Here is a 25,928-nt window from a genome sequence, read left to right on the forward strand (position 1 = left end):
ATGGCCTTGATAATCTGTGTCTCGGTAAACTTTGTCTTTTTCATTCCATTTAAAGTTAGTAGTTTTTACAACTTTTAAATGGCCGAACTTCAGGTAAGCCTACAAGGTGCACTATTTCTCTATTCTCTAATTTTTATCAGTAACCTTTCCTATGGAAAAGCTTCTTACATATGGTTTGTCCGGTGGAGCATTAAAGCATATATCAGAAGTAGAAAATGGGCTAGCTTGTAACTGTGTTTGTTCGAAATGCAATCATCCATTAGTTGCTAAGAACAGCTCCACAAACAAAAAGCTTCCACATTTTGCGCACCATTCAGGAAAGGAATGCGACGGCGCTTATGAATCTGCCTTGCATTTACTTGCTAAAGCTGTTCTTCAAAAAAACAAACAATTGCTATTGCCGGATTATCACTATGACTATAAGCCTGCTAATGCCTATTCGTTACATAGCAAGGGCAAGGCAGCAACATTTGATGAAGTACTCCTTGAGCAACAAGTGTCGGTAGATGAAGGGTGTTTTATTCCGGATGCTATCTGCCTAATAGGCGATAAGAAGCTATTCATTGAATTTGCCAATAGCCATTTCGTTGATCAGCAGAAGCTTGAAAGAATCAAGAAGCTGGGTATTGCCTGTATAGAGATAGACCTAACGGAGCAAACATTGGATGAAGGTGGCCTGGCGTCTTTCCTGAATTCAGATACTCCTATGAAGTATTGGATCTACAACCCTCGACTAGACCAAGATTACTTTAAGTATAAGAGGTATCTAGTTGAACAGGAGGAAAGACAGATGCTGGAATTATCAAGGAAGTACTACTTGTATAAATCTGACAAGAGGTATAGGGTATTGTCTGTTTTCAAAGGCAATGTTTCTGGATGCCCAAAACGAGCAGAGGCTTTGAATACATATAAAAGTAATAGCTATTATCGCCACAACTTGCTCAAAAGGGTCATTGATGGAGAGTACTGGAATGGGAAATTCTATGGACAGATGCCAAATGGTAAATGGATTTTCCTTAAGAGGGATAAGGTATTTGTCTTTCCGCCTGACAATGTAGCCTTACAGCTACCTGAGCAGGAAAGGAAGCTGAATAAATTTGTCTTTGCGGGGCTTATGAATATAGCCGAAGCTCTTGATAAATCTGGAGCAGGTACCTGTCAGGGATGTAAGTTTTCGGTTGACTACATTTCTTTTGAGAATAATAGCTATCAAGTGTGTAAGCATCCTAGCGGACAATAGGAAATAGCAAGCTGAATCGGACTAGTGAAATGTAAACAAGATATTATAAAGGCTGTATCGGATACGACCACTCTTCCACATTCTTTCCCAATAGCTAATTTGCGGGTTCAGGAATCTATATCACTTCCCTAAAGCCTCGGCTAATCTGTTAAGGAGTTCTAACCGCATACCAGGAGATTCTTGTTTTATTGCCCAACCATATGCGAAGCTGAAAATAGATGCAGAGCTTCTAATGTCGCCATAGGGGTCTTCTACAGGTGATAAGGGGATTCAGGATAGCCAAGGACTATAGCCCTTGTATTGAAGCTGAGATGTCTGTGCACACCCTTCTATACAAGTATCTAAATATTTTAATTAAATCATGCTAAAGACTTTTTTCTGCTTCATCAATACCCAAATTTCTTCTTAAAACATATTAAATAAAAAAAGCCGCCCTGATTAGAGCAGCTTTGAATATGTTGACCGTTTCGACGTTTCGCCTCGACGTCGCCTCAAATTTTACCAGTTTTACATTTTATAGGGGCTGGGAACCAGCCGCATAGCGCAGCGTAGGCCGCCAGGCCGTCGGGAAACTTCTATTCTATCCGTTGAACTACAAGGCCGGGAGGAAGTAATTGCTGTGCAAATGTACATCAATTACCTCCGTTTTACAAATAAGCAAATAAACTGGAGTGCAGTACTAATAAGTGGCAAAGGCAATAGCAAAACCAAGAACAGTTATTACCAGCCCTATCATGAAAATGGAGTAGGAGATGCGCAGAATTCTATACTTTCGGCTCAGCACATCGCCTAGAAAGTAGATGTCGGTTATCATGTTGTTGTAAAGGGATTTCTTGTCGCGCATAATATCATGCATGCCCTCCTGGAAGCCCTCAAGAGGGAGTTTGCTGAAGTTCCCGAAGAAGAGCAGGCTAACGTTACGGGTGTTTACCTTCTTTTTGCTTTTGTTTATGTTAAAGCTGGTAACCTCAGGCTGTGCTGAAATAATGGCGAAAACAAGGGAGCCTAGCGTCGTGAGTAACAGCAGGCCTATTGGTATGATGATGGTACGGTGCTTGGCAAACTCTGAACCAATGATAGCAGATTGGGCGCTGACATACGTGATGACGATGGACAGGATAATAGCGTTGAGGCTGATCATCATGTTAGCTTTGTTATCGGCCATGGCGCTGAGGTCGAGATGGGTGCGGTAGGTGCTCCGGAACATGGTCTCGATACCACGCTTAGGCTGCGCCAGCGTTTCACGGTGCTTCTTGTCTTTCTTCTTCTTTTTCTTGTCTTCCTGATTCAGGCGTTCACGCTGCTCCTGTATGTTCAGGCCTAACTGCGCTGCAAACATTTGCTGCGCCTGATCGGTGTGCAGGCTCGTTGAGAGCAGGAAGTCCATCTGGAACTGCGCCCATTCTCTGTCGGAGAAGAATTTATCCAGGAAAATCTCCCACTCCACGCGCAGCAGTTCTGCTGTGGCCGAGAAGGTAGGCTTGCCTATGTTCGACAGGTCGGCATCTACTAACAGTTCCTGCAGCAGGCCCCGCGGCTGTACGTCGTGTTTGGTGGCCATAATCATGCCTTCAATCCGCTGAATGCGTTCCTCCGGGTAATTGTGTTCTGTCAGCCACTCTCTTGCAAAGCGGATACTCTCCTCTTCATGGCCTTGGTAAGCGTTTACATAGCCGGTGTCATGAAACCAGGCGGCCAGTACCAGGTCCTGCAGTTCACCGGCTTCTATGTTGCTCCTTTGCCCGAGTTCCTGTGCCACAGACACCACCTCGAGGGTATGCCGGTAATTATGGTATACCAGTTTTTTCGAAAGTTTTTCTTTGAATAATTTAAAAACAAACTCGCTGGCTTGCTTAATGAGTTTAGGTTCTTCCATACATGGTTATGCTTCTGTGTTGGGCGTAAGGCTTACGGAGGGCGCAGCCCCAAGCCCGGTAGCTGTTAAGAGCATGTTTAAGTTTTGTAATTGAAAGCGATAAAGCATGGGTTTAGATTTATACAAGGCTTATTTAGGTCTAATAGATGCCCTCAGGCTCTAAAAGCGCACAGTTGCCGTTCAAAAGATAATCTAACAACATGCTCAGAATATGCTGCACATGTCAAACGCACAATTGTTTGCGGGATACGGTATAAAACTGCATTTTGTTAGTTAACGGGCATTTCATACAGGAGTTAACAAGGCATTGGCGGCAACAACTAAAAGTGGCCTCCTCTCGTTTATGAATGTCAGTCCTGCTGCCCCTGTGGCACCCCGTTTACAGCAAAATGAGGCCAGGGACCTACAGCTATAGAGCCAACTATGCAGTACCCAACCTCCTTTCTCATACAGCACCAGTTAGCAGTATGGTGCAGTGATAGCAGGGTAGAATGCTATCCTGCCCCTTGTGCTTCGGCAGTAGCTGTACCTGATGCAGGTGCTACAGGCGATTTGCTTTATCAGCAGGGCTTGATATACCTCCATAACCTATGATCCAAAATCTACTCAAGTGGCAGGAACTGTGTTTCCGCCTGATATGGCAGGTCGTTTTAGGACTTACCCTTACCGCCTGTGTTTCAAATAAACCATACTATAGCCGCGAGGCGCTGGATTGGGAGCAAACTGTGCCCGACCCGCAGAACAAGGTGCTGTATACCGTCTTCCTTATAGGCGATGTGGGCGCACCGGACCTGGAGGGGGAGCCATCGCTGCTTTTGATGCGGAAGCAGATGGAGCAGGCAGGAGCCCAGAGTACCACTATTTTTCTGGGGGATAACGTGTACCACAACGGTCTGCCGGAGCCCGACGCCTACGACCGTGAAATATCCGAGGCGCGCCTGAATGCGCAGTTGGATATTTTAAAGGGATATGCCGGGGAAAAGTACATGATACCGGGCAACCACGACTGGAACCACAGCGGGCGTGGTGGAATTGATGCCATCCTGCGGGAGCAGCGCTATGTGAACGAGTACCTGACTGATGAGAACATTGTGGTGGGTGGCGACTTTTTTGTTCCAGGCGATGGCTGCCCGGGGCCCTATGAGGTGAAGATAAGTGATGACCTGGTGCTGATTGCTATTGACTCAGAGTGGTGGCTGCACCCCTTCGACAGGCCGTATGGCGATAACACGCACTGTGGCGCTGCCACCGAGGTGGACTTTCTGGTGCAGTTGGAGGACATTATAGAAAAGAACAGCGGCAGCGACATTCTCGTAGTAGGGCACCACCCGCTGATGAGCCGTGGGGCACATGGCGGTTTCTTCTCTCTGAAAGACCATATCTTCCCGCTTACCATGCTGCGCGACTGGATGTACCTTCCGCTGCCGGTTATTGGCTCTATCTATCCCTTCGCCAGGAAGTATGGCGGCATTCTGCAGGACATACCGCACCCCCGTTACCAGGCATACATCAAAGGGCTGCTGGATATCTTTGATAAGTACGATAATATTGTATACGCTGCCGGTCACGAGCATGCCCTCGAGTATTTCAAACACAACAAGTTGCCGCATATTGTGAGTGGGTCTGGCTGCAAAGTGCAATACATAAAGCCCGGAGGCAATGTAACCTATGTGCAAAAGGTGAAAGGGTTTGCTAAAACGCTGTACTATGAAAACGGGGAGGTGTGGGTAGAGTACTGGGTGCCTGACGGCGACGGCTCCACAGGCCATATTACGTACCGCACACCGCTTTATGCCAAGCAGCCGCGCAAGGAGGCGCCCCTTATAGAGGATAACACAAATTACGCAGACAGTACCATAACCCTGGCTGCCAATACCGATTATACTGCCTCCGGTCTGCGCAAGACCCTGCTGGGCGAGCACTACCGAAAAGAATGGGCCGCTCCGGTAGAAGTGCCGCTGCTGGACATGAAGAACCAGTTCGGCGGCCTGACGCCTTACCAGAAAGGTGGCGGCAAGCAGACAGCCTCCTTAAAAGTCCGTAACCCTGACGCAAAAGAGTACACCCTGCGCACCATAGACAAAAACCCGACAAAAGCGCTGCCGGTGTATCTCCAGGAAACAGCGGCGCGCAACCTGCTGCAGGACCAGATATCGGCGCAGCATCCTTACGGGGCGCTGGCTGTGCCTCCCCTGGCAGATGCCGCAGGTGTTTACCACACAAACCCCAGGCTAGTGTACATCCCAAACACGCCGTACCTGCGCCAGTATATTGATGAGTTCGGAAACACGCTGGCCTTGCTCGAAGAGGATGCCGATGAGAATCACGAAGAAACAGCCAGCCTGGGCTACGCTCAGAACCTGGTAGGCACCGAAAAAGTGCTCGATGAATTGGAGGATGACAACGACCATGAGGTAGACCAAATGGAGTACGTGCGGGCACGCCTGCTCGACATGCTCATTGGCGACTGGGACCGGCATGAAGGCCAGTGGCGCTGGGTGGAGGAGAAAAAAGCCGATAAAGGAAAACTGTATACACCAGTGCCGGAAGACCGCGACATGGCCTTTTTCAAGGCCGACGGCTTTCTGCCTTGGCTGGCGACGCGCAGCTGGGGCATTCGGAACATACAGCACTTCGGGTACGAGTTCAAAGACATAGTTGGCCTTAACCTCAGTGCGCTCACCCTCGACCGTACCTTTACTTCCCGGCCTATCCGGCAGGACTGGGTCCGGCTGGCGCAGGAGATAAAGAACAACGTCACAGACCAGGTCATAGAGGAGGCCATAAACCAGTGGCCCGACAGCATCAGGGCGCTTTCCGGGCCTGAGGTAATGGCGAAGCTCAAATCTAGGAGGGATAAACTACCACAGGCTGCCGAAGCATATTATGATTTCCTGGTACAGTATGTCGATATATCGGGCAGCGACAAGCATGAGCGCTTTGAAATAAACCGCCTGAACGACGAGCAGGTAGTTGTAAAAGGCTATAAAATATCGAAGGAAGGCGAAGTGCTGGGAGAAATCTACAACCGCACCTTCTTTACTAACGAAACAAAGGAAATCCGCATTTACGGAAGGGATGGGGAGGATGAGTTCCTGGTGACCGGCGATGTAAATAAGAGCATCGTGGTGCGCATTATTGGGGGAGGCAATGACGATGAAATTGTGGACAGGTCGAGTGTGCGCGGCCTAAAAAAGCATACTGTGGTGTACGACACCAAGGCGGACAATACCTTTGTTTTCAATGATGAGACCAAAGACAAAACAGAGGAGGACCCGGAAGGTTTGGTCACCCGCTACGACCGTAACAACTTTCAATTACCGTACTTCGGACCCAGGTTATCTGTGGCATATAACGTAGACGACGGTCTGTTCCTGGGAGGAGGAGTACTGCTGCGTACGCAAAAGTTTCGAAAATCTCCTTATGCCGCTGAGCACACGCTGGAAGCAAACTACGCCTTCCTGACTAAGTCTTTCAACATACGCTACAGAGGAGATGTGCGGCAGGTGATAGGAGACTGGAGCCTGGCGCTGAATGGCAGCATGCAGGGGCCGCAGTACCAGCGGAACTTCTATGGCTTCGGAAATCAAACAGACCAGATTTCCGACCTGGACGACAGCTATTATCGTGTCCGTTTCAAAAGGCTTGCCTTCAATGCATCGTTATACAAAGATGTCACCACGTTTCTGCAAGCAGGCATAGGACCTGCCTATGATCGTTTTCAGGTGGTGGTTCCGGATGAAAGGGAAAACTTCCTGCTGAACGAAGCGCGTGCGGGCAGGCTGGAACCTGGTACCTATAATCCGGAGGAGGGAGAGTTTAATGTGCAGCATTACGCCGGTGCCACGGCCTTCCTGAACCTTGACGTAATCGGGGCGGGTAGCAGTACGGAAGCAAACCCTCGTATTGGCATGCGTTTCTATAACCGCATCAGCTATATGCACCAACTGAACGGGGAGAAGCTAAACTTCACAAACATCAGTTCCGAATTCAGGTTCTATATCAGCCCGAATTTTCCTCTGCAGCTCACATGGGCAGGTAGAGTAGGTGGGGCACACAACTTCGGCGATTTCCGGTTTTACCAGGCCAATACCCTGGGCGGCACCTCCAACCTGCGCGGTTACCGCCGTACCCGCTTCTCTGGTCGCAGCAGCCTCTATGCCAATGCCGAAGCCCGAATACAGCTCGTGGACTTTAACCTGTATCTGGCACCTGCTAAATTAGGTGTGTTAGGCTTGTTTGATGCTGGCCGGGTGTACCATGGCGGAGATTACAGGGAGTCGTTTTTCCGTAGCCTGCACACAGGATATGGCGGTGGCCTTTGGGTAGATTTCCTGAATCGCACCGTGCTTACGCTCTCCTATGCCATAGGAGAAAAAGACAAACTCTTTATGCTGAACTATGGCTTCTTTTTCTAACAGAAAAAAAGCAAAGGAGTATAAGAGGAGGATAATAAGAAGTATGGCCTTTCTGCAATACTGCCGCTACAAAGCTCAAAATAAACTATGAAAAAAATACAGTTATTAGTTTGTGTGATAGCCTCCCTGTGCGTTTGGCAGCAGGCGCAGGCACAGCGAAGCCAGTCGGAAGACATAGGAGATGTTATCGACTATGCCTCTCCGGGTGTGCGCGGCATGGGCAAACCGCGCGGTGTGGTGATAGGTTATGAGCGCCTGCCGCAGTTCGATATAGAGTCTGAATCTGACGACCCAAGAGTTGGCAACGGTAGGGGAAGGGTGAGGCGACACAACAAGTTCTCTGTACTTGCTCTGGCTCCACTCGTAAACAAGCCGCAGACAAAGCTTATTATGGGTGTGAATTATGAAATAGAGGAATTTAACTTCGCAGGGCTTACAGAATCATCCTACGGGCTGTATCGTTATTTAGAAGACAAAAACCTGAAAAGCCTGGGCCTGCAGATGGCCTACCTGCACTCCCTGGACGAGCGGAACTTTTACCTGATTCGTGTAAAAGGCGAGCTCAACGGCGACTATACCCGTGACAATATCAACATTGCTGATTACCTGAAAGCCACAGTGGACGTAGCGTATGGCTGGAAGAAGTCACCTGACTTCTCTATCGGTGTAGGTGCGCAGTGGGGGTATACGTTTGGCCGGCAAAGGGTCTTCCCCGGCCTCCTGTACAACCGGACCTTCAACCCGAAGTGGGGGGTAGAGTCGATTTTTCCGGCGAATGTAAGAATGCGCTACAATGCCAACGAGAAAACCCTGTTTTATGTAGGGTACCGCCTGGAGGGAGCCAGTTACGATATTTTTGCAGATAGAACAGTGCTCTCGCAGTTTGGTGAGGTAGAGTTGCGGAGAACAGACATAAAGGGACTGCTGCGCATGGAGCGGGAGATTTACGACTTTTTATGGTTTGCGGTGGAAGGCGGCTTCAGGCAGTACTACCGTCACCGCCTGTTTGATGAGGTAGGCTCTACAGATGAGCTTATCACGAATGACCTTTCCGGGGCAGGCTACGTTGGAGTGGAGCTATACCTTGTGCCGCCACGAAAATGGACTGAAAGGAACCGGAACAACTAGTACGGTTGCTAGCAGCACAAAATAAAATGGGGAGAGGTTCATCAGAACTTCTCCCCATTTTATTTTGTGCTGCTAGCGCCTTACTTCTTTTTCCGGGCTGGGTCCATTCCCTCCGGCACCAGGCTGCGGAGGTAATCGTAGGTGGCATATTGCGAGCGTACGTTTGATTCGTCGCCATCCCGCAGGTAACTGTTATCCGGCCTCCTTGCTTTTGTATCATCAGCAAGCTGTAAATCAATGATGCTACGCACCTGCTGGATGAGGTGCGGTTGCAACAGCGGGAAGGCCACTTCTACACGGCGGTTCAGGTTGCGTGTCATCCAGTCGGCAGATGCGACATAGTACTGTTCATCGCCGTTGTTATGAAAGATGTACACCCGCGCATGCTCCAGGTAACGGTCCACGATGCAGCGTACCGCTATGTTTTCGCTCACACCCTCCACTCCCGGCTCCAGGCAGCAGATACCACGTACTATCAGGTCTATCTTTACACCCGCCTGGCTGGCAGCGTAAAGCTTCCTGATCATGCGCTCATCCTGCAGTGCATTCATCTTCAGAATAAGGCGGGCGGGCAGGCCTTTCTTCGCATTCTTCATCTCCCGGTCTATCATTTTCACAAAACCTTCTCGCATGTTCAGCGGTGCCATAAGCAGGTGCCTGAACTTTTTATCCGGGTTTCGGTCTATGAAGAAGTTGAATACCTGCTCTACATCTTTAGTAAGGCGTTCGTCGGAAGTAAACAGAGCATGGTCGGCGTAAATGGTGGAGGTGTCTTCGTTGTAGTTGCCTGTGCTCAGGTAGGCATAATTTACCATCCTGCCGTTTTCATTTCTGGTAATCAAGCCAAGTTTGGAATGCACCTTTAACTCTGGCACACCAAAAATGACGTTAGCACCAGCCTTCTGCAGCTTTCCGGCCCAGAAAATATTAGACTCCTCATCAAAGCGAGCTTTCAGCTCTACCACTACCGTTACCAGTTTGCCGTTTTTGGCACCTTTGGCCAGGGCTTTGGCAATGGCCGATTTATCGGCCACACGATAGAGCGTGGCGCTCATAGAGGTTACTTTAGGATCTTCAGCAGCCTCGTTAAACAGGCGCAGCACGTAGTCAAACGACTGGTAAGGATAGTGCACAAGGTAATCCTGCCCTTGCATAGCATCTAGCATGCTTGGCTCCTGCTCCAGCTGAGGGTGCACCAGCGTGGGCTGTGGCGTGTACTTCAGCTCAGGCAGGTTAAAGTCCGGGAACTGAAAGAAATCGCGGAAGTTGTGGTATTTGCTGCCCTCCACCAGTTCATCTTCGGTAATGCCGGTGTGCGCCATCATCATGTCTAGCAGGTCCTGGGGTGTTTCCGGGTCATAGAGCAGGCGCGCCGGGTAACCGATTTCACGCTTCTTCAGGCTCTTCCTGATTTTCGCCATCAGGTTGCCGGATACTTCCTCCTCTATATCCAGCTCTGCATCCCGGGATACTTTCACGGCATGGGAGTCAAACTGCTGATACCGCTCAAAGATCTTCGGCAGGCAGAAGCGGATCACATCATCAATGAACATCACATAGCGCTGATCGTCTACTGTCGGTAGTTTCACAAAGCGACTGCCGTGCTTCTTGGTTGGTATCTCCAGCATGGCGAAACGCTCTGGCTTCAGGCCTTCTTCTTTTGGCTCCCGCATCTTTATGCCCAGGTACACTGTCTGGTCTTGCAGAAAGAGGTGGGTTTGCGTTTCATCCAGGATGATGGGCTGCAGCAAAGGATGCACGCTCTCGCCAAAGTAGTCCTGTACCCACTCCTGCTGCTCCGGATTCAGGTCATGCTCTGTCAGCAGGTGAATGTCGTGCTTGCGCAGATCTGCCAGAATGCCTTCCCGGAAAACTTGCCCGAACTCTTCCTGCTGGCGTTTTACTTCTTTCATTATCTGCTCAAAGGTCTCGGAAGGATCTTCGTCCAGCTTCTTCCGTGTCTTCTCCTTCAGCTTGATGAGGCGCTTGAGTGTAGCCACCCGCACCTTGAAGTATTCATCTAAGTTAGATGAGAAAATGGCCATAAACCTGATGCGCTCCAGTAAAGGCACATTCTTGTCCTTGGCCTCCTGTAGTACTCTATAATTAAAAGCCAGCCAACTCAGCTCCCTGTTTATGAGTGGGTAGTCCGGGGTTGCTCTCTTCTCTTTCTCTTTTTCCATGTTGGTTTGATCTTCACTGCAGCTTCTGATAAGCCTAAGGCTGGTTTACCTGGTGGTAAAGGGAATTGCCGCTTTATTTATAATTCTTCGGGAAGTCGTAGAAAAGCATTTTTGCGTTTTCCTTGCTGATGTCGTACCAGCTCTCACAGTCAAATTCCAGTGCCACAACGCCTGTGGTTGGCAAACTGGCCACATGTTCTGGTGTCAGCATGTTTGCAAAATCAGTAATGGCTTCGTTGTGGCCAACCAGCATCAGGTAATCTGCTTCGGCAGGTGCTCCCTGCACTACCTCCAGAAGGTCTTCTTTCCCGGCGCCGTACACCCGCTCGTCCACCACAATGTCGTCGGCGTCGTAGCCCATTTCTCTGCCTACCAGGGTAGCGGTGGTGAGTGCCCGTACGGCAGGGCTGGAGATGATCAGGTTGGGCTGGACGCCCCGTGCTGCCAGTTCCTGCCCCATGAGCGGCGCATCGCTGCGGCCCCGCTTGTTCAGGGGGCGATCATGGTCGCTCAGCTCTTCGAACTCCCAGCTCGATTTAGCGTGTCTCAGAATGTATAGGGTTTTCATATGGATTCTCTTGTTCTTAGCCGTTGCAGCGCCTGTAGAGCAACATGAACGGCATTGCTAAGTACTGTAACTATAAGTAAATGGTTGTACTCGAAAGACCAGACGTACAGGCTTGAGCGGCTACTGGTAAAGAGTATAAGAGCCTGAAAATACCTGCGTTCTTATATTCCGGTGCGGCCTCCCTGCCGTATATTATAAACTTGCTAACGTTTGCTATTATACTTTCAAAAACATAAATAGTGCTTATGATCAAAGGAAAACGTATAGAACAGAAGCAAGCTAAAACCTGCCAGGTGCAAGCTTCTGCCTTTGATGCTCTTGCAAAAAAGGCGTATCATATATCTCAACTTCTTTAGACGTGGAAACCCAATTCGATTTACCAGTTGGCGTGGCTAGGTTCAGGTCAACCAACAATGCCTGGAATGAGCTGATGCTGGGCGATCCCTGGTCGGTAGGACATCTGACAACCCTTATTGAGTTGAAAACATTTAAAACGAAAGAGGAGTGGGAGACCTTTTATTACCAAAGCGGGGAGGAGAGGGGGCGCCTGCTCCAGAGATGGGATGCACCCACACAGAGCATGTTGCAGAATGAGTTGCTCATAAAAACAAACCCGGACTTTGTTCATGACCTGAGTTGGAACCTGAAGAACCTGAATACCCAGTTCGGCAGAACCCAGGAAAGGCTTTACCGGAAAGGAGAAATACTCTACAACCACGTCCGGGATAACGGGTACGGGTTATCTGTGGAAGAGTGCTTCCAGTGTGTACGCTTCCGGGTGATATGCGAAACATGGAACAGGGTGGTTGAACGGGAGAAGAACACGATAAGGACACTGCAGAACATGTTCCCGCATGTTGTGTTCCAGGAAGTATCAGAGGAAATGTATCATACCTATGCTGTCGATTATGAAGCCTATGTGGATGGCGAACTGCGCTATGCGCTCCAGGTAAAGCCGGAGTCCTATACAGGCAACACCACCTATCTTTTAAATGCACGCCAGGCAAACTCCCGCAAAAATCAATTATATACAGCACGTTTTGGAGCCCCTGTCTATGAGGTTATATCAGACCATGACGGAAACATACTCTATCCGGACGTGCTCAAAAACCTGCAGCAGGTGTAGGTAACCTGATGATAAATAAGCTATACTAAAGTTCTCAGCAATAAAAAAAGGAAGCCTGATGAAGACTTCCTTTTTCTGTTTATGCCTGTGATGCAATGCGCCAAACCCGATAAAGTTGTTTTACCAAAGCCCCAGCGGGGGCTGGTAAATAACAAGCCAGGCAAGGCTTACACATTGTTTGGGTAGCGCTGGAAATGAATTTCTGCTACTCTGCGTTGCAGTTCATCGCGCAGCGCATCAATGTTAACCTTGTCTGTAGCCGATATGAACAGAGCAGGGGCATGCACCTTTGCCATGTATGAGGCTTTTAAATCTTCAATAGACGGACGGACCTCGGCTCCCTCCGCCTCCAGCTCCTGCTCGCGCTTTTGCAGATACAGGTCTACTTTATTAAATACCAGCAGCACCGGCTTCTCTGCTGAGTTGATATCCTTCAGTGTCTCGTTTACTACCTCAATGTGGTCTTCAAAAGACGGGTGCGACACATCCACTACATGCACCAGCAGGTCAGCCTCCCGTATCTCGTCCAAAGTAGACTTGAACGATTCAATTAGCTTGGTCGGGAGCTTCCGGATGAACCCTACCGTGTCAGACAGCAGGAAGGGGATGTTCTCGAATACCACCTTTCGCACAGTGGCATCTACGGTGGCAAACAGCTTGTTCTCCGCAAATACTTCTGACTTCGACAGCAGGTTCATCAGCGTAGATTTACCTACGTTGGTGTATCCTACCAGGGCCACACGTACAATGCCGGAGCGGGCTTTGCGCTGTTCAAAGTTCTGTTTCTCGAACTTCTTCAGGCGCTCCCGCAGCAAGGCTATCTTGTCGCGCACAATACGGCGGTCTGTTTCAATTTCCGTTTCACCTGGTCCCTTCATACCGATACCACCTTTCTGCTTTGAAAGGTGCGTCCAGAGGTTCGTAAGGCGGGGAAGCAGGTACTGGTACTGGGCCATCTCTACCTGTGCGTGTGCCTGGGCGCTTTTAGCCCGCAGGGCAAAAATATCCAGTATAAGCAAGCTGCGGTCCACAATCTTTACCTGTAGCTCACGCTCAATATTACGTACCTGTGAGGCGCTCAGGTCGTCGTCAAAGATAACCATGTCTACCTCGTTTTCTTTTACATAAGCTTTGATCTCCTCCAGTTTCCCGCTGCCCACAAACGTGCGGATATCGGGCTTATCTAGCTTCTGAACAAAGCGCTTTAGTGTTACGGCTCCCGCTGTCTCCGTTAAGAAAGCAAGCTCATCGAGGTATTCGTTGGTTTGCTCGTCGGTTTGGCGATAGTTTGGTACGGCCACCAGCACAGCAGTTTCCTGCGGCTTGGCGGTCTCGTAGAAATTCTTTTTACCCATTAATTATTTTTTTAGCGTTATAGTATAGGCGGCCAGTGCCTCGGCCTCCTGCGGCGTTAGCTGGTCTCCAAATGCAGGCATCAGGCCACGCCCATTTTCAATAACGTTAATTCTATCATTTAAGGTCAATTGGCTTTGCGTTAAAAGAGCAGCACCTCCCAGGCCTTTCGCTCCGTCTTCGCCGTGGCAGTTGGCGCACACCTGCGTATAAATAGCTTTGGCGTTGGCCAGCTGTGTCTCACTCATCGAGGAGATGATTTCTTCCTGTGCTGCGTCTGTTTGGGCACCGGCTTCCGCAGCACCTGTCCCGGTTGTTTCAGTGGTTGTATTGCTGATAGGGGCAACAGAAGACTCATTCTTATTCATGGTCAGGCTGTTGGTTTCCGCTACGCCGTACACATACAGGAAGATGAGCAGCGACAGTACCGCCAGTACTTTGTTCTCCCTTTTGATGCCTACAATGCCCAACGGGATAGCCAGCAGCACCAGCACAATTTTTACAATCAGGTAGGTAGGAATGCCGCCACTGTACAGGAACAACAGGTAACCGCCGGTTATCAGGATTAGGGTGCCCAGGATCATGTCCACTACCTTTGTTTTGCTTCTGACCTTGTCCAGTGTCTCGCGCTTGTTAAGCAGCAGCAAAACAGCTTTGATGGCAAAAAAGATAAGGAACAGAATAACGACCAGTACGTGGGTGTGCAAAAATGCAATAGGTGGCATAAAAGTGAATTTGTTTAAGTGATACACAGAAGAGTATTTGCTGCAATTTAATTGAATTTTTCTGATGCTAAGCTAAAATGGCTAACTTACGACTTTTTAGGCCTTAAGATCCCAGTCCTGCTGAGCTGATTTGCCCTTATGCGGATAGCACTTGTCATCAACACCTCCTGGAACATTTATAACTTCCGCAGGAGCCTTATTGAGGCGCTCCTGGCAGAAGGGCACGAGGTGGTGGCCATTGCCCCGAAGGATGCTTATTCAGAGCGCCTGATGGCGGCAGGTTGTCGCTTTGTGCCGGTGCACATGGAGCAGGGCACCAACCCCTTCACAGACCTGATGCTGACCTGGCGCCTGTACCAGACTTACCAGCAGGTAAAGCCGGATGTGGTGCTGCACTATACTATCAAACCGAATATTTACGGAGCCGTTGCGGCGCATTGGGCAGGTATACCGGCTATCAACAATGTGTCGGGGCTGGGCACAGTCTTTATCACCAAAGACTATATCTCCAGCATTGCCCTGCGCCTGTATAAGTTCGCCTTCCGCTACCCGGCTAAAGTGTTTTTTCAGAATGAGGATGATCGGAAACTTTTTCTTCGAAACAACCTGGTGCAGGCAGGAATAACGGAGGTGCTGCCAGGCTCAGGCATCAATTTGCAGGAGTTTGTGCCAGCGGAAGAGTTTAAGCGCAACAGGCCCTTTATTTTTCTGATGGTAGCGCGCGTGCTGTTCGACAAAGGGGTGGTAGAGTTTGTGCAGGCAAGCAAACTGGTGAAGGAACAGTACCCGGAGGTGAGGTGCCAGCTGTTGGGGCAGGTAGATGAGCGGAGCAGGTCAGGCGTAAAACAGCAGCAATTGGAGGAGTGGCTGGCGGCAGGGGTTATCGAGTACCTGGGCACCACCGATGATGTGGCTGCTGCTGTCAGCAAGGCCGACTGTGTGGTGCTGCCTTCCTACCGCGAAGGAACGCCCCGTACTTTGCTGGAAGCTGCCGCTATGGCAAAACCTCTTATCGCCACCAACGTACCGGGGTGTCGGGAGGTAGTGCAACAGGGAGTAAATGGCTACCTTTGCCGGGTACGCAGCGCACAGGACCTTGCTGGGAAAATGCTGCAGATGCTGCAGCTAAAGGAGGAAGAACTGAAAAGCATGGGCAAGGCCAGTCGCCAGATAGCCGTTTCCCGCTTCGACGACCGCTTTGTCATCCGGAAGTACCTGCAGGCTATAGCGGAAGTAGTAAAGTAATTCTGAATAACGGAATAACTGAATTTTGAATGAAATGAATGGGCGAATAATTGAATGCCTGGTAATTTGTATTCAATTATTCTAAACTCAGACATTCAAAATTTAATTGCCCGCCCGGGTATAACTTGCGGCATACAACAAATTATACAAGCACAAAAAGCAGAACAGAAAAGAAACATGGAGCACAAACTTTTCAACATCGAGGGCCTGGTAGAATTCCTGCCGCGTGTATTCAGAGATGACCGGGGTTATTTTCTAGAAACCTTTAGCATGAAATGGTTTGAGCCATTAGGAATACAACCTGATTTTGTGCAGGATAACCAATCCGTTTCATCAAAAGGAGTGCTGCGTGGGCTGCACTTTCAGAAGCCGCCTTATGCACAAGGTAAACTGGTCCGCGTTTCATCGGGCAGAGCGCTTGATGTGGCGGTCGATCTGCGCAAGGATTCCCCAACGTTCGGCCAGCATGCTACGTGCCTGCTAGATGCTGAGAAGCACAATGTATTTTATATACCCGAAGGCTTTGCCCATGGGTTTGTCGCGCTGGAGGGCAACACCACCTTCCTTTATAAATGCACTAACTTTTACAGCCAGCCTTCTGAAGGCGGTATTCTGTGGAACGATCCGGCTTTGGGCATCGACTGGGGTGTTACAAACCCTTTGGTATCACCAAAAGACGAGGTGCTGCCACTGCTAAAGGATTTTGATTCGCCGTTTTAAGTTTAAGACGCGATGCTTTAAACAAGTATAGCAGACAAAGGAAAGTCCACTATATAACCTGCCCCTGCTGCGTCTATCGAGCAACAAATAGTCGTCAGTTTGTACTCCATTAACGGCTAGGCAGTACCATTTTTTTAATCACCTCATTTCCACATCTACAACACTTCCAGCAGTGTCTCAAGGCCCATGCCACGGGAGCCTTTTACCAGCACATAGCTTTCTGAAACTGGATGCTCCTGTAACCACTTCTGTAGTTCTGGCTTTGTTTCGAAGTGCAGGAAACTGTCTTTTACTTCTGCTGCGTACTTCATGTCCTTTCCGCAAAGCAGGACCGTGTCGAAAGGGTGTGCGGCTACGGCTTCTCCCAGGGCACGGTGCTCGGCAGCGCTCTCAGCGCCCATTTCAAACATATCTCCTAGTATCACCACTTTGCGGGGGGCGTTCATGGTGCCGAAGTTGCGCACAGCGGCGGCCATGGAAGTAGGGTTGGCGTTGTAAGCATCCAGGATGATAGTGTTGCTGCCCTTTTGCAATACCTGTGAGCGGTTGTTTACCGGGCTGTAAGCCGCAATGGCTTCGTTTGCCTGTTGCAGCGGTACACCAAAAAACTTTCCGACGCAGGCTGCTGCCGCCATGTTTTCGTAGTTGTAGCTCCCCACCAGCTGCGTCTGCACTTCGTTGCCTTCCTCGTCACGGTATACCACGTAAGGCGAAGCCTCCAGCAGTTCGCTGTGGTAATAGTCGCCGGGGGCAGGATAGGTAATTTTGTCTTCAATGCGGCTGCTCAGGCGCATCAGGAGCTCGTTTGCAGTGTTCACGAACACGGTGCCGCCAGAGTTAAACAAGTGCACATACAGCTCACTTTTGCCGCGCGCCACGCCCTCCAAACTTCCGAAGCCTTCAAGGTGTGCCTTGCCAATGTTGGTAATCAACCCATGCGTTGGCAGTGCAATGCTGCTGAGCAGCGCTATTTCACCGATATGGTTGGCGCCCATCTCAATGATGGCCATCTCATGCTCTGGTTTAATGCGCAGCAATGTGAGTGGCACCCCAATGTGGTTGTTCAGGTTGCCTTGTGTATAGAGGGTGTTGAACTTCTGGCTCAGCACACCATAAATCAGCTCTTTGGAAGTGGTTTTGCCGTTAGAGCCCGTAATGCCGAAAACAGGAATGCTCAGCTGCCTGCGATGGTGGCGTGCCAGTTCCTGCAGCGTTTGCAGCGTGTCTTCCACCACAAAAACATTGTCTGCGGCCATGGCTGGATCGTCAACCACCGCATATTTTGCCCCTTTCTCCAGGGCTGGCAAAGCAAACTTGGCCCCCTTGAAATTAGGGCCGTTCAGGGCAAAGAATAAGCTCTGGTCCTGCTCCGCGCGGGAGTCTGTGCTCACGTGGCGGCACTCCAGGTACTTTTGGTATAGAAACTCAATGCTGTTCTGCATGAAATGCGTAATTTTAACTTAAAATGATGCTGAAAAGCCTTTGATTACGTTTACTATCAACAGCCTTTCCCAGTGGCAATATACACTCAAAACCTTAAAAGCGACAGTGCCCGCAGGTGCTGCTAGTTAAATAAAAAAGCGCCTGTATACCGGCAACCTTTTCTCAGTTATGAAGAAGTACCTTACCCTGCTACTTGTTTCACTTTGCTCTTTCGCAACTGCCACGGCCCAGCAACAGGAGCCTGTGGCTTTCCGGTTCCGTCACAATGTGCCTGTCGCGGTGCAGGGAGGGGTGTTGGCAGCCCCCTGGAGCGGTGGCCTCAACACCCCTCAGTTTTCCACCATCGATTTGAATAAAGACGGACAGGAGGACCTTTTTATTTTCGACAGGCAGCTGAAGAAGGTGTATACGTGGCTGGCGGTGCAGCAAAACGGGCAGTGGCAGTACCACTATGCGCCAGACTACGAGGTGTTTTTTCCTGCGGACCTGGAGTACTGGGTACTGCTGCGTGACTATAACTGCGATGGACTGAAAGACATTTTTACGAGCAGCCCGCTAGGCATACGGGTATTTAAACAGGAAACAGCAACAGAGGGGCAGCTGAAATTTACTTTATCCGAAGAAGCATTGTTTTACCGGGATGGCAGAGTGAACATGCAGATGAAGAGCACTGATATTCCTGGCATTGTGGACATCGGCAATGATGGGGACCTGGATGTGCTGATTTCAGAGTTCTCCAGAGGGCATACCCTGGAGCTTTACCAGAACATGCAGGCAGAGCAGGGGCTGGCTTGCGGCACGCTGAAGTTTGAGCAGCAAACAAACTGGTGGGGCGGCATCACCGAGTGTGATGGCTGCGACAGTTATCTTTTTGGAGCGCACTGCCGTGTAGCTGCCCCGCAACATTCCGGCCACGACGGTTCATCCTTGCTGCTCCTGGACATGGATGCCGATGGAGACAAAGAGCTGATCATGGGGAGTGTGATGTGCCAGAACCTGGTGCTGATGGAAAACGAGGGCTCGGCTGCCAACGCTGTTATGACAGGCTTTATACTTGCTTTCCCGGCTTCTAAGCCAGCTTCTTTCCCTCTTTTTCCGGCTGCTTACTACGAAGATGTCACCTTCGACGGAGTGCCCGATATGCTGGTGGCACCGCAGGCAACTGATGATCTACACAAGATCAATTTTGAGACTTCTACCTGGCTTTACCGCAACCAGGGTGCCTTCAACCAGCCTGACTTTAAATTTGTGCAGGATGATTTCCTGCAGGGGCAGATGATAGAGGTGGGCGAAGGAGCTTTCCCGGCTTTTGCGGACCTGGACGCAGACGGTGACCTGGATATGCTGGTCGGAAATGCCATTGCTTACCGTAACGGCCACTACAGCGCGGCACTGCATTTCTATCGGAATACTGGTACGGCCACCTCGCCCGCTTTTGAATTGGTGACAAACGATTACCTTGGCTTACAGGACCAACAGCTTTTCAACATAAAACCTGCTTTTGCCGATATGAACGGCGATGGAGCCGTAGACCTCGTGCTGACGTTTGAGGGAGCAGAGGTTAACTCTACCCGTATCAGCTTTGTTCCGAACAAGGCCCCTAAAGGACAGCCTGCCCAATACCGCTTCACTGATTTGCAGACAGTGCAGGCCGTACCGGGGGAAGCGTCTCCTGCCTTTGCAGATGTGGATGAAGATGGCGACCCGGACCTGCTGCTTGGGATGAGCGACGGCAGCCTCCGGTTTTACCGCAACACTGGCAATGCAGCTTCGCCGGCATTCACGCAGGAGCAAGCAGCATTTGGAGGTATAGCAACGGACTTCTCACGAAGGTTTCTTCATCCTGCCGTAGCTGATGTGGATGGTGACGGTACCCCGGACTTGCTCACAACAGATGAAAGTGGGCAACTGCGCGTGTACCGGAACCTTGCTTCAGCCTTACAGCAAAATACATTGGTTGCAGAAACCGAACTACTGGAGAATGGCTCATTGGGAAGCCTGCAGGCAACGCGCCTTGGGAAAGGCCTGAGTATAGCAGCGGCGCCTTTGGGTGGTGAAAACACGCTGTACCTCACCATCGGCACAAAGGGCGGTGGACTTTACCTGCTGGAGCAATCTGCAGGCAATACGGCAGCCCCTAAAACTCCTGAGGAAGGCTTGAAGGTAGAAGTGTACCCAAACCCTGGCGACAGAAGCACAAGAGAGGCCGTACAGTTAAAGGCTTCTGAGCCGGTAGTTGTGCAGGTTTACGATGCCATAGGCAAACTCCTGTACCGCAGCACTGGCAACTACGGCCGCAGCCACATGCTGCCACTGCAAAACCTGAAGACCGGTCTCTACATCATCCGTGCTACCTCTGAAAGCGGAAAGCGTGCAACCTCCAAATTTGTGGTAAGATGATGCAGGCCTTCCTTTATGTAGAGCTATCTACCTCCACTGCATACAGGAAGCCGCTGCCGGAACAGGTAAAGCAGCAACTCCCGGAGGTGGCAGTACTGGACATTGATGCACATTCTGATGATGTGCTGCAGCACTACGCCCTGCGCCTGCTCCGTGAAAGTGACAGGGCTGTGGTAGGCATCAAAGCTGATCCATCTATAACTGAACTGGGAAAAATAATGGCGTTACTGGAGGAGCTTTTCCAGGAAAAGGCAGGCTGGCTGGTGCTACTGTTGGGCGAGCACTCCCGCCTCCGGCGCATGTTCGAGGCCCGCCCTCATGTGCAGTTTAAGCAGGTAAAGGAGGAGGAGGCAGTAAGGGAAGCAAAGCAGTTTTTAAAGGAGGCTTGAGAGGCACGCCTGCCCTGAACCATGGTGCACCTGCCCCCCTACAATAACCCGCCATACAGTTTAACGCCTCTAACTTAAACTAAATGCATCTGCATCCAGATGTGCCGGGAAAGCTTCTCTGAAATCAACCAGTTCTTGCTTGCCTAACGTGAGGGTGTGTAGGCCTTCTACCTGGCTTGTCTGGAGCAGGTGGTGTCCTTTGGGATGAATAATGGCAGAGTCGCCGGAGTAGGGATGGTTGTTACCATCGGTGCCCACACGGTTGACTCCGGCCACGTAAGCTACATTCTCGATGGCGCGTGCCTGTAGCAGCGAGCGCCAGGCGAGGCTGCGTACCTGCGGCCAGTTAGCCACGTACAGCAGCAGGTCGTAGCTGTTGCTGACATTACGGCTCCACACCGGGAAGCGCAGGTCGTAACACACCAACGGGCAGATGTTCCAGCCTTTTAACTCTACTGTTAGTTTCTCTTTGCCCGCAGTATATGTATGGTGCTCCTTTGCCATACGGAAAAGGTGTTTCTTGTCGTACTTTGCATAGGAGCCGTCTGGGCGCACCCAATGCAGGCGGTTATAGTAGTGCCCGTTCTCCTTTACCATCACGCTGCCGGTTAGTACCGCCTGGTGCTTCTGTGCTTCCTGCTGCATCCAGTGTAAAGTAGGGCCTTCAGCCTTTTCAGCCTGTGTCTCCACTTCCATACTAAACCCGGTTGTGAACATTTCAGGGAGTATGATCAGGTCGGTCTGGGGAGTAGCCTGTGCTAACTTCTCAGAAAACATGGTGCGGTTCCTCTCCGCATCCTGCCAGTGGAGTGCTGTCTGTACAATGGTTATGCGTAGGTCCATTTTTTATCGTTGTTTGTTGAGCGTTATTCGTTGTTCAAAGGTGAGTAAGAAGCGGACTAGAGCTTCGTGCTGTGCACGTGCGTCTTACGTCTTTATAGATTTAAAGCTGCTCCAGCTTTGCGGCGGCGGCCTGTAGGGTGCCTTCGCTTTTGGCAAAGCAGAAACGGAGGTATTTATGGTCTGTTTTGTCGTGGTAGAAGGCCGAAACGGGTATGGCGGCGACACCGGCCTCTTTTGTTAAGCGCTTAGCGAAATCCTGATCATACTCATTTGAAACCTTATCATACTTTGCCAGCTGAAAATACGTGCCGGCAGAAGGCACTATTTCGAGACGGGAACCCTTTAACTGTTCATTAAAGAAGTCGCGCTTGGCCTGGTAGAAATCCGGCAGGTTCCGGTAATGGGTTTCCTCTTCCATAAAATCTGCAATGGCCATCTGAAGTGGTGTAGGCGTGCTGAAAGTAATGAACTGGTGCATTTTGCGCAACTCAGCCGTGAGGGCGGCAGGAGCCACGGCGTAGCCTATCTTCCAGCCAGTAGTATGGTATGTTTTTCCGAAAGAAGAGATAGCGAAGCTTCGGTTGCGCAACTGCGGGTGCTGCAGTACACTGTAATGCAGCTGTCCATCGAATACCATGTGCTCATACACTTCATCACTAATCACCAGGATATTAGTGCCGGCTATCAGGTTCGCCAGCGTATCCATGTCCTGTTTCGTCATCACAGCACCGGTGGGGTTATGAGGTGTGTTAATAATGATGAGGCTTGTCCGGGAGGAGATGCGGCGTTTCACCTGGTCCCAGTCCACATGGAAATCAGGGAGTGCCAGTGATACAAAAACAGGAATACCGCCACACAACCGGATGACAGGGACATAAGCATCATAACAAGGCTCAAGTATCAACACTTCATCACCGGGCTTCACCACCGCTGTTATGGCTGCATGTAGCGCCTCTGTAGCACCGGAGGTCACGGTTACCTCTGTGTCAGGGTTGGGGCGGTAGCCGTATACTTTCTCTGTTTTGATGCTGATGTTTTCACGCAGCTTTGGCACACCCGCCATGGGCGCATACTGGTTAAACCCTTCGCGCATATACCTGCCTACAAGGTCTATCAGCGGTGCAGGACAGTTAAAGTCCGGGAAGCCCTGCGACAGGTTAATCGCCTGCTGCTCGTTCGCCAGGGCCGACATGACAGTAAAGATGCTCGTGCCAATATCGGGTAATTTGCTGGAGGGGTAGTTTATCATAGGGTGCAGAATTTCTTATTGAGGGAGTAGGTTGTTTGCAACGAAAATAGGAAGCTTAGGTTTTTACGACAAGGTCGCCCACAAGCTGCTGAAGTGCCGGTACAGCATCGGCCTCAAACCAGGGGTGGCGCTTAAACCAGAACTGGTTGCGGGGCGAGGGGTGTGGCAGCGGCATGTAGTGCGGCAGGTATTCGTGCCAGTTGGCTACTGTTTCTGTTAATGTTGGCCTGGCCGCCTGCTTTAAAAAACCGTCCTGTGCATATTTGCCGATGAGGAGTGTAAGCTGGATGTTGGGCAGCAGGGCCAGCAACTGCTGGTGCCAGTGCCGGGCACATTCCGGGCGGGGCGGGAGGTCACCGCTTTTGCCCTTGCCGGGGTAGCAGAAGCCCATCGGCACAATGGCAACCTGCGACTCATCATAAAAAGTGGTTGTATCCAGGCCCAGCCACTGGCGGAGGCGCTTCCCGCTCTGGTCGTCCCAGGGGGTGCCGCTGGCATGTACTTTAGTGCCCGGTGCCTGCCCTACCACCAACAGTTTCGCTGTGGTGCTGGCACGCAGCACCGGGCGCGCACCCAGTGGCAGGTGCTCTTCGCAGAGGCGGCAGGCACGAACCTGCAGCAGTAAATCTTCCAGTGTTGGCATCGTCTGGCAAAGGTACAAAGTATCTGTATAGAATGCCCCGGCTGCTGCTGAAGCAACCCAAGCAACAAAAAATAGTAAAGTAGGCTGAAAGCCGATTCAATTAGTATGTCCCAATTGCTGCATCTCTTACTTTGTTTCCTCTTAGTCCTCTTGCTACCGCTGCGTGTGCAGGCACAGGCAGAGGAGAAGACCACTCATAAGAATGCCATCACCGTTAAGTTCTTCGGAGTTTCAGTGCACCTGAAGGAGAGTCCGTACCCGGAGATGTTCCCCAACAGGCTGGATGATAAAGGCTACATCACCTTTAACTATGGTGCCATAGTAGGATACGATCGGTTTGTGGTGCGCGATGTGCTAAGCGTGCGGGTAGAACAGGGGCTGTATGCAGATTGTGCTGCTGAACTGGCGGGCTTTACCCATATTGGCTGGCGCGGACTTATTTTCCATAAAAACCGGCACTCCCTGAACGGGGGCATTGGCCCCACGCTGGTGTACCGGCGCGACTGGAACAAGCTTGAAGAATACGTGGACGATGGCTACTTTAACCGTAACGGCGACTGGCAGTACAAATTTTACTGGTACGCCGGTGAACTGGAATACAACTACAAACTTAAGGAAAACACAGACCTGTCGGTAAACCTGGTGCCGGGAATTCCGGAACTAGTGTCTTTCGGCGTGGGCCTGCGGAAGCGGTTTTAAATAAAAAGCCTGTAAAACAGCGAAAGCCGGATAGTTCCGGCTTTTGTTGCAATAGAAGCATGTGTGTATTTATCTGCGGTTTCTTTCATCATAACCATACTCATCGCGCGGGCCCTGTCTGCGGCGGCGTCTGTCATCTGGGTGCGGTATGGTTTCGTCCTGCTGCCAGCGGTCCTCTGCCCGTTGGTTGTCCCTGTTAAAGTTTACATCGCGCTGGCGCCATGATATATCGCGTGGCTTATTCTCCTGGCGTGGAGGCTGCTGCCCCCTGCGCTGGTTTGGCAGCCACTCTTCCTGATGAAACTGCCCCTGCCTTTCAAAACGGCCAACATCACGTGGATGCCACTCATTCCGGTGCAGGTTTAGTGGTGGAGAGGGTTCTCCCCAGCGACTCTGAAAATCATTAAAATACCGCTCACGCTCCTGGTTGGGATGGTTCTCCCGGCGGTGGCGCATTTCCCGGTAGTGCGGATGCCGTGGGTTATGTTCGTCGTGATGCATGCTGTATATCTTTAATAGTGTTATAAATTCTTTTCAATCTGAGCACTTGTTTAAGCTATATCTAAGATAAAAAAGTGCTGGCTCCGATACAAAACAAGTTTTGTAAGAACTCAAAAAATCTGCCTTTTCGCCATCAAAAACAAAATTTAAACTTACTCTTATTATTGATGTACGAGGTGATTCTTAGTATGTTTAAACTAAACACAATCCCTAAGGTACAAAAAAACAAAGCCGGCTACAAGAGCCGGCTTTGCCATTTACTAACTAAAACTAATCTACTACCAAATCACCTAATCTGGTAAGTATACGTTTTATCGGCGATAGCGGTTGGTGTTATCGCGGTCATTATAATAATCATCCTGCCCGGAGTCTGACTCATCTGCCCAGCGGGGACCTCCTTCAAAGCCATTGTCGAAGTTGCGGTCGCGGTACTGCGCAGAGCCGTAGTGTGTACGTGTGTCGAGCCGCTCAGAGTTTGACTGGTACTGGCGGTTGCGAGGCTGATAGTCCTCATCGTCAGAATGCCAGATGTCATTCCAGGTGTCTTTTATACGGTCCATAAAGCCACGGTCATCATGGCGCGGGTTGTTGCGGCGATCATCGTCGTTGTTCGGGGTATAGCGGTTCTCTGTGTACCAGTTGTGCGAACCGCTGCCATAACGGTAATCTGATTCTTTATAACGGCTTTCACCGCCTGGCCCTTCACGCCATGGATCGTTCTGCTGCCCTCTCACACTATCATGGTTGCCTTGTAGGGAGCCTCCCGGTGTATGCGGCCTGCGCATGTTGTGGCGCTCATCGTGCTGGTACCGGTCACCGTGATTTATAAAGGAGCGTTCGTTGCGGTATGGGCTGTCAGAACGGCTGCCGTAGTGGTCGCTCAGGTGTGCATTCTGGCCCTGGTTATAGGAACTGTTGCTGCTGCCTCCTCTGCGATAATCGTTGCTGTTACGGTTGCGATCAAAGTCCCTGTCCCGATCCTGTGCGCCACGTGGGTTAGGGCCTGTATGAAAGTGGTTACCTTCTCCCCATGTGCTTGTATTTTCACCCCGGTTGCTATAACGCTGGTTGTAGTTATCGTTATCCTGGTTATGCTGTTGATCTCTGTTATATAATTCACGGCCGATTCTCTGGTTTTCACCTTCTGCGCCGTTACGCTGTCTGTTTGCCATAGTTTTA

20 protein-coding genes are annotated in these 25,928 nt (G+C 50.5%); 9 read left to right on the plus strand and 11 right to left on the minus strand.

Annotated features, from left to right (window positions below; translation table 11 throughout):
* The first annotated feature begins 151 nt into the window (after nt 1–151).
* Nucleotides 152–1,240, plus strand: coding sequence for a hypothetical protein (locus ACYVB1_RS06235; RefSeq protein WP_460921801.1), 1,089 nt, complete (start codon nt 152–154; stop codon nt 1,238–1,240).
* Nucleotides 1,241–1,919: 679 nt separating this feature from the next.
* On the opposite strand, the gene ACYVB1_RS06240 is transcribed toward ACYVB1_RS06235, so the two are convergent.
* Nucleotides 1,920–3,116: a Pycsar system effector family protein gene (locus tag ACYVB1_RS06240; protein WP_460921803.1), complete on the minus strand. Its 1,197-nt coding sequence runs from the start codon at nt 3,114–3,116 to the stop codon at nt 1,920–1,922.
* 590 nt (nt 3,117–3,706) lie between these two features.
* On the opposite strand from ACYVB1_RS06240, the gene ACYVB1_RS06245 reads away from it, so the two are divergent.
* Together ACYVB1_RS06245 and ACYVB1_RS06250 are read left to right on the plus strand one after the other, a co-directional pair.
* Nucleotides 3,707–7,534 (plus strand): BamA/TamA family outer membrane protein, encoded by a 3,828-nt coding sequence (locus tag ACYVB1_RS06245; RefSeq protein WP_460921805.1) that lies wholly within the window; start codon nt 3,707–3,709, stop codon nt 7,532–7,534.
* Between the two features lie 87 nt (nt 7,535–7,621).
* Nucleotides 7,622–8,662 carry a DUF6268 family outer membrane beta-barrel protein gene (locus ACYVB1_RS06250; protein ID WP_460921807.1) on the plus strand — a complete coding sequence of 347 codons (1,041 nt, stop codon included), beginning with the start codon at nt 7,622–7,624 and terminating at the stop codon, nt 8,660–8,662.
* Between the two features lie 80 nt (nt 8,663–8,742).
* On the opposite strand, the gene ppk1 is transcribed toward ACYVB1_RS06250, so the two are convergent.
* Together ppk1 and ACYVB1_RS06260 are read right to left on the minus strand one after the other, a co-directional pair.
* Nucleotides 8,743–10,845: a polyphosphate kinase 1 gene (ppk1, locus tag ACYVB1_RS06255; protein ID WP_460921809.1), complete on the minus strand. Its 2,103-nt coding sequence runs from the start codon at nt 10,843–10,845 to the stop codon at nt 8,743–8,745.
* Nucleotides 10,846–10,918: 73 nt separating this feature from the next.
* Nucleotides 10,919–11,413, minus strand: a complete 495-nt coding sequence (locus ACYVB1_RS06260) for a SixA phosphatase family protein (RefSeq protein ID WP_460921811.1) — start codon at nt 11,411–11,413, stop codon at nt 10,919–10,921.
* 358 nt (nt 11,414–11,771) lie between these two features.
* Here ACYVB1_RS06260 and ACYVB1_RS06265 point away from each other — a divergent pair, with 358 nt between their 5' ends.
* Nucleotides 11,772–12,539, plus strand: coding sequence for a hypothetical protein (locus tag ACYVB1_RS06265; protein ID WP_460921813.1), 768 nt, complete (start codon nt 11,772–11,774; stop codon nt 12,537–12,539).
* A gap of 167 nt (nt 12,540–12,706) precedes the next feature.
* Here ACYVB1_RS06265 and hflX read toward each other — a convergent pair whose 3' ends face one another.
* Both hflX and ACYVB1_RS06275 read right to left on the minus strand, forming a co-directional pair.
* A complete protein-coding gene (hflX, locus tag ACYVB1_RS06270; RefSeq protein ID WP_460921815.1) occupies nt 12,707–13,894 on the minus strand; it encodes a GTPase HflX in 1,188 nt (395 codons plus the stop codon).
* 3 nt (nt 13,895–13,897) lie between these two features.
* Entirely contained in the window at nt 13,898–14,617 is a 720-nt protein-coding gene (locus ACYVB1_RS06275; RefSeq protein WP_460921817.1) for a SirB2 family protein, read from the minus strand.
* A 138-nt stretch (nt 14,618–14,755) separates the two neighbouring features.
* Between ACYVB1_RS06275 and ACYVB1_RS06280 the strand changes: the two genes are divergently transcribed.
* Nucleotides 14,756–15,862, plus strand: a complete 1,107-nt coding sequence (locus ACYVB1_RS06280) for a glycosyltransferase family 4 protein (RefSeq protein ID WP_460921819.1) — start codon at nt 14,756–14,758, stop codon at nt 15,860–15,862.
* A 177-nt stretch (nt 15,863–16,039) separates the two neighbouring features.
* Nucleotides 16,040–16,582 (plus strand): dTDP-4-dehydrorhamnose 3,5-epimerase, encoded by a 543-nt coding sequence (gene rfbC, locus ACYVB1_RS06285; RefSeq protein ID WP_460921821.1) that lies wholly within the window; start codon nt 16,040–16,042, stop codon nt 16,580–16,582.
* A gap of 155 nt (nt 16,583–16,737) precedes the next feature.
* Here the strand turns inward: rfbC and ACYVB1_RS06290 are convergent, their stop codons facing one another.
* Nucleotides 16,738–18,024 (minus strand): UDP-N-acetylmuramoyl-tripeptide--D-alanyl-D-alanine ligase, encoded by a 1,287-nt coding sequence (locus ACYVB1_RS06290; protein ID WP_460921823.1) that lies wholly within the window; start codon nt 18,022–18,024, stop codon nt 16,738–16,740.
* Between the two features lie 169 nt (nt 18,025–18,193).
* Here ACYVB1_RS06290 and ACYVB1_RS06295 point away from each other — a divergent pair, with 169 nt between their 5' ends.
* Together ACYVB1_RS06295 and ACYVB1_RS06300 are read left to right on the plus strand one after the other, a co-directional pair.
* Nucleotides 18,194–20,425 (plus strand): T9SS type A sorting domain-containing protein, encoded by a 2,232-nt coding sequence (locus tag ACYVB1_RS06295; protein ID WP_460921825.1) that lies wholly within the window; start codon nt 18,194–18,196, stop codon nt 20,423–20,425.
* The gene (locus ACYVB1_RS06300) at nt 20,422–20,814 is read left to right on the plus strand and encodes a hypothetical protein (RefSeq protein WP_460921826.1); all 393 of its coding nucleotides are present in this window, start codon (nt 20,422–20,424) and stop codon (nt 20,812–20,814) included. The genes ACYVB1_RS06295 and ACYVB1_RS06300 overlap by 4 nt, the downstream gene beginning before the upstream one ends.
* Before the next feature lie 69 nt (nt 20,815–20,883).
* On the opposite strand, the gene ACYVB1_RS06305 is transcribed toward ACYVB1_RS06300, so the two are convergent.
* From ACYVB1_RS06305 to ACYVB1_RS06315, 3 genes are all read right to left on the minus strand, one after another.
* A complete protein-coding gene (locus ACYVB1_RS06305; protein WP_460921828.1) occupies nt 20,884–21,657 on the minus strand; it encodes an amidohydrolase in 774 nt (257 codons plus the stop codon).
* A 100-nt stretch (nt 21,658–21,757) separates the two neighbouring features.
* Complete coding sequence (locus ACYVB1_RS06310; protein WP_460921830.1) at nt 21,758–22,906, minus strand: methionine aminotransferase; 1,149 nt, start codon at nt 22,904–22,906, stop codon at nt 21,758–21,760.
* A gap of 55 nt (nt 22,907–22,961) precedes the next feature.
* On the minus strand, nt 22,962–23,549 hold the full coding sequence (locus tag ACYVB1_RS06315; RefSeq protein ID WP_460921832.1) for a uracil-DNA glycosylase family protein: 588 nt from the start codon (nt 23,547–23,549) through the stop codon (nt 22,962–22,964).
* A gap of 105 nt (nt 23,550–23,654) precedes the next feature.
* Between ACYVB1_RS06315 and ACYVB1_RS06320 the strand changes: the two genes are divergently transcribed.
* The gene (locus tag ACYVB1_RS06320) at nt 23,655–24,248 is read left to right on the plus strand and encodes a hypothetical protein (RefSeq protein ID WP_460921834.1); all 594 of its coding nucleotides are present in this window, start codon (nt 23,655–23,657) and stop codon (nt 24,246–24,248) included.
* Between the two features lie 69 nt (nt 24,249–24,317).
* On the opposite strand, the gene ACYVB1_RS06325 is transcribed toward ACYVB1_RS06320, so the two are convergent.
* Nucleotides 24,318–24,749, minus strand: coding sequence for a hypothetical protein (locus ACYVB1_RS06325; RefSeq protein ID WP_460921836.1), 432 nt, complete (start codon nt 24,747–24,749; stop codon nt 24,318–24,320).
* Nucleotides 24,750–25,060: 311 nt separating this feature from the next.
* On the minus strand, nt 25,061–25,921 hold the full coding sequence (locus ACYVB1_RS06330; RefSeq protein WP_460921838.1) for a hypothetical protein: 861 nt from the start codon (nt 25,919–25,921) through the stop codon (nt 25,061–25,063).
* Nucleotides 25,922–25,928: the final 7 nt, after the last annotated feature.

The sequence above is a fragment of the Pontibacter brevis genome, assembly GCF_054779655.1.

What these genes read in the sequence shown, in the direction of transcription:
- ACYVB1_RS06310 (WP_460921830.1), bottom strand. Translation starts at nt 22,906, where the DNA reads ATGATAAACTACCCCTCCAGCAAATTACCCGATATTGGCACGAGCATC.
- ACYVB1_RS06295 (WP_460921825.1), top strand. Translation starts at nt 18,194, where the DNA reads ATGAAGAAGTACCTTACCCTGCTACTTGTTTCACTTTGCTCTTTCGCA.
- ACYVB1_RS06330 (WP_460921838.1), bottom strand. Translation starts at nt 25,921, where the DNA reads ATGGCAAACAGACAGCGTAACGGCGCAGAAGGTGAAAACCAGAGAATC.
- ACYVB1_RS06305 (WP_460921828.1), bottom strand. Translation starts at nt 21,657, where the DNA reads ATGGACCTACGCATAACCATTGTACAGACAGCACTCCACTGGCAGGAT.
- hflX (WP_460921815.1), bottom strand. Translation starts at nt 13,894, where the DNA reads ATGGGTAAAAAGAATTTCTACGAGACCGCCAAGCCGCAGGAAACTGCT.
- ACYVB1_RS06290 (WP_460921823.1), bottom strand. Translation starts at nt 18,024, where the DNA reads ATGCAGAACAGCATTGAGTTTCTATACCAAAAGTACCTGGAGTGCCGC.
- ppk1 (WP_460921809.1), bottom strand. Translation starts at nt 10,845, where the DNA reads ATGGAAAAAGAGAAAGAGAAGAGAGCAACCCCGGACTACCCACTCATA.
- ACYVB1_RS06240 (WP_460921803.1), bottom strand. Translation starts at nt 3,116, where the DNA reads ATGGAAGAACCTAAACTCATTAAGCAAGCCAGCGAGTTTGTTTTTAAA.
- ACYVB1_RS06260 (WP_460921811.1), bottom strand. Translation starts at nt 11,413, where the DNA reads ATGAAAACCCTATACATTCTGAGACACGCTAAATCGAGCTGGGAGTTC.
- ACYVB1_RS06280 (WP_460921819.1), top strand. Translation starts at nt 14,756, where the DNA reads ATGCGGATAGCACTTGTCATCAACACCTCCTGGAACATTTATAACTTC.
- ACYVB1_RS06300 (WP_460921826.1), top strand. Translation starts at nt 20,422, where the DNA reads ATGATGCAGGCCTTCCTTTATGTAGAGCTATCTACCTCCACTGCATAC.
- ACYVB1_RS06315 (WP_460921832.1), bottom strand. Translation starts at nt 23,549, where the DNA reads ATGCCAACACTGGAAGATTTACTGCTGCAGGTTCGTGCCTGCCGCCTC.
- ACYVB1_RS06245 (WP_460921805.1), top strand. Translation starts at nt 3,707, where the DNA reads ATGATCCAAAATCTACTCAAGTGGCAGGAACTGTGTTTCCGCCTGATA.
- ACYVB1_RS06275 (WP_460921817.1), bottom strand. Translation starts at nt 14,617, where the DNA reads ATGCCACCTATTGCATTTTTGCACACCCACGTACTGGTCGTTATTCTG.
- ACYVB1_RS06250 (WP_460921807.1), top strand. Translation starts at nt 7,622, where the DNA reads ATGAAAAAAATACAGTTATTAGTTTGTGTGATAGCCTCCCTGTGCGTT.
- ACYVB1_RS06325 (WP_460921836.1), bottom strand. Translation starts at nt 24,749, where the DNA reads ATGCATCACGACGAACATAACCCACGGCATCCGCACTACCGGGAAATG.
- rfbC (WP_460921821.1), top strand. Translation starts at nt 16,040, where the DNA reads ATGGAGCACAAACTTTTCAACATCGAGGGCCTGGTAGAATTCCTGCCG.
- ACYVB1_RS06235 (WP_460921801.1), top strand. Translation starts at nt 152, where the DNA reads ATGGAAAAGCTTCTTACATATGGTTTGTCCGGTGGAGCATTAAAGCAT.
- ACYVB1_RS06320 (WP_460921834.1), top strand. Translation starts at nt 23,655, where the DNA reads ATGTCCCAATTGCTGCATCTCTTACTTTGTTTCCTCTTAGTCCTCTTG.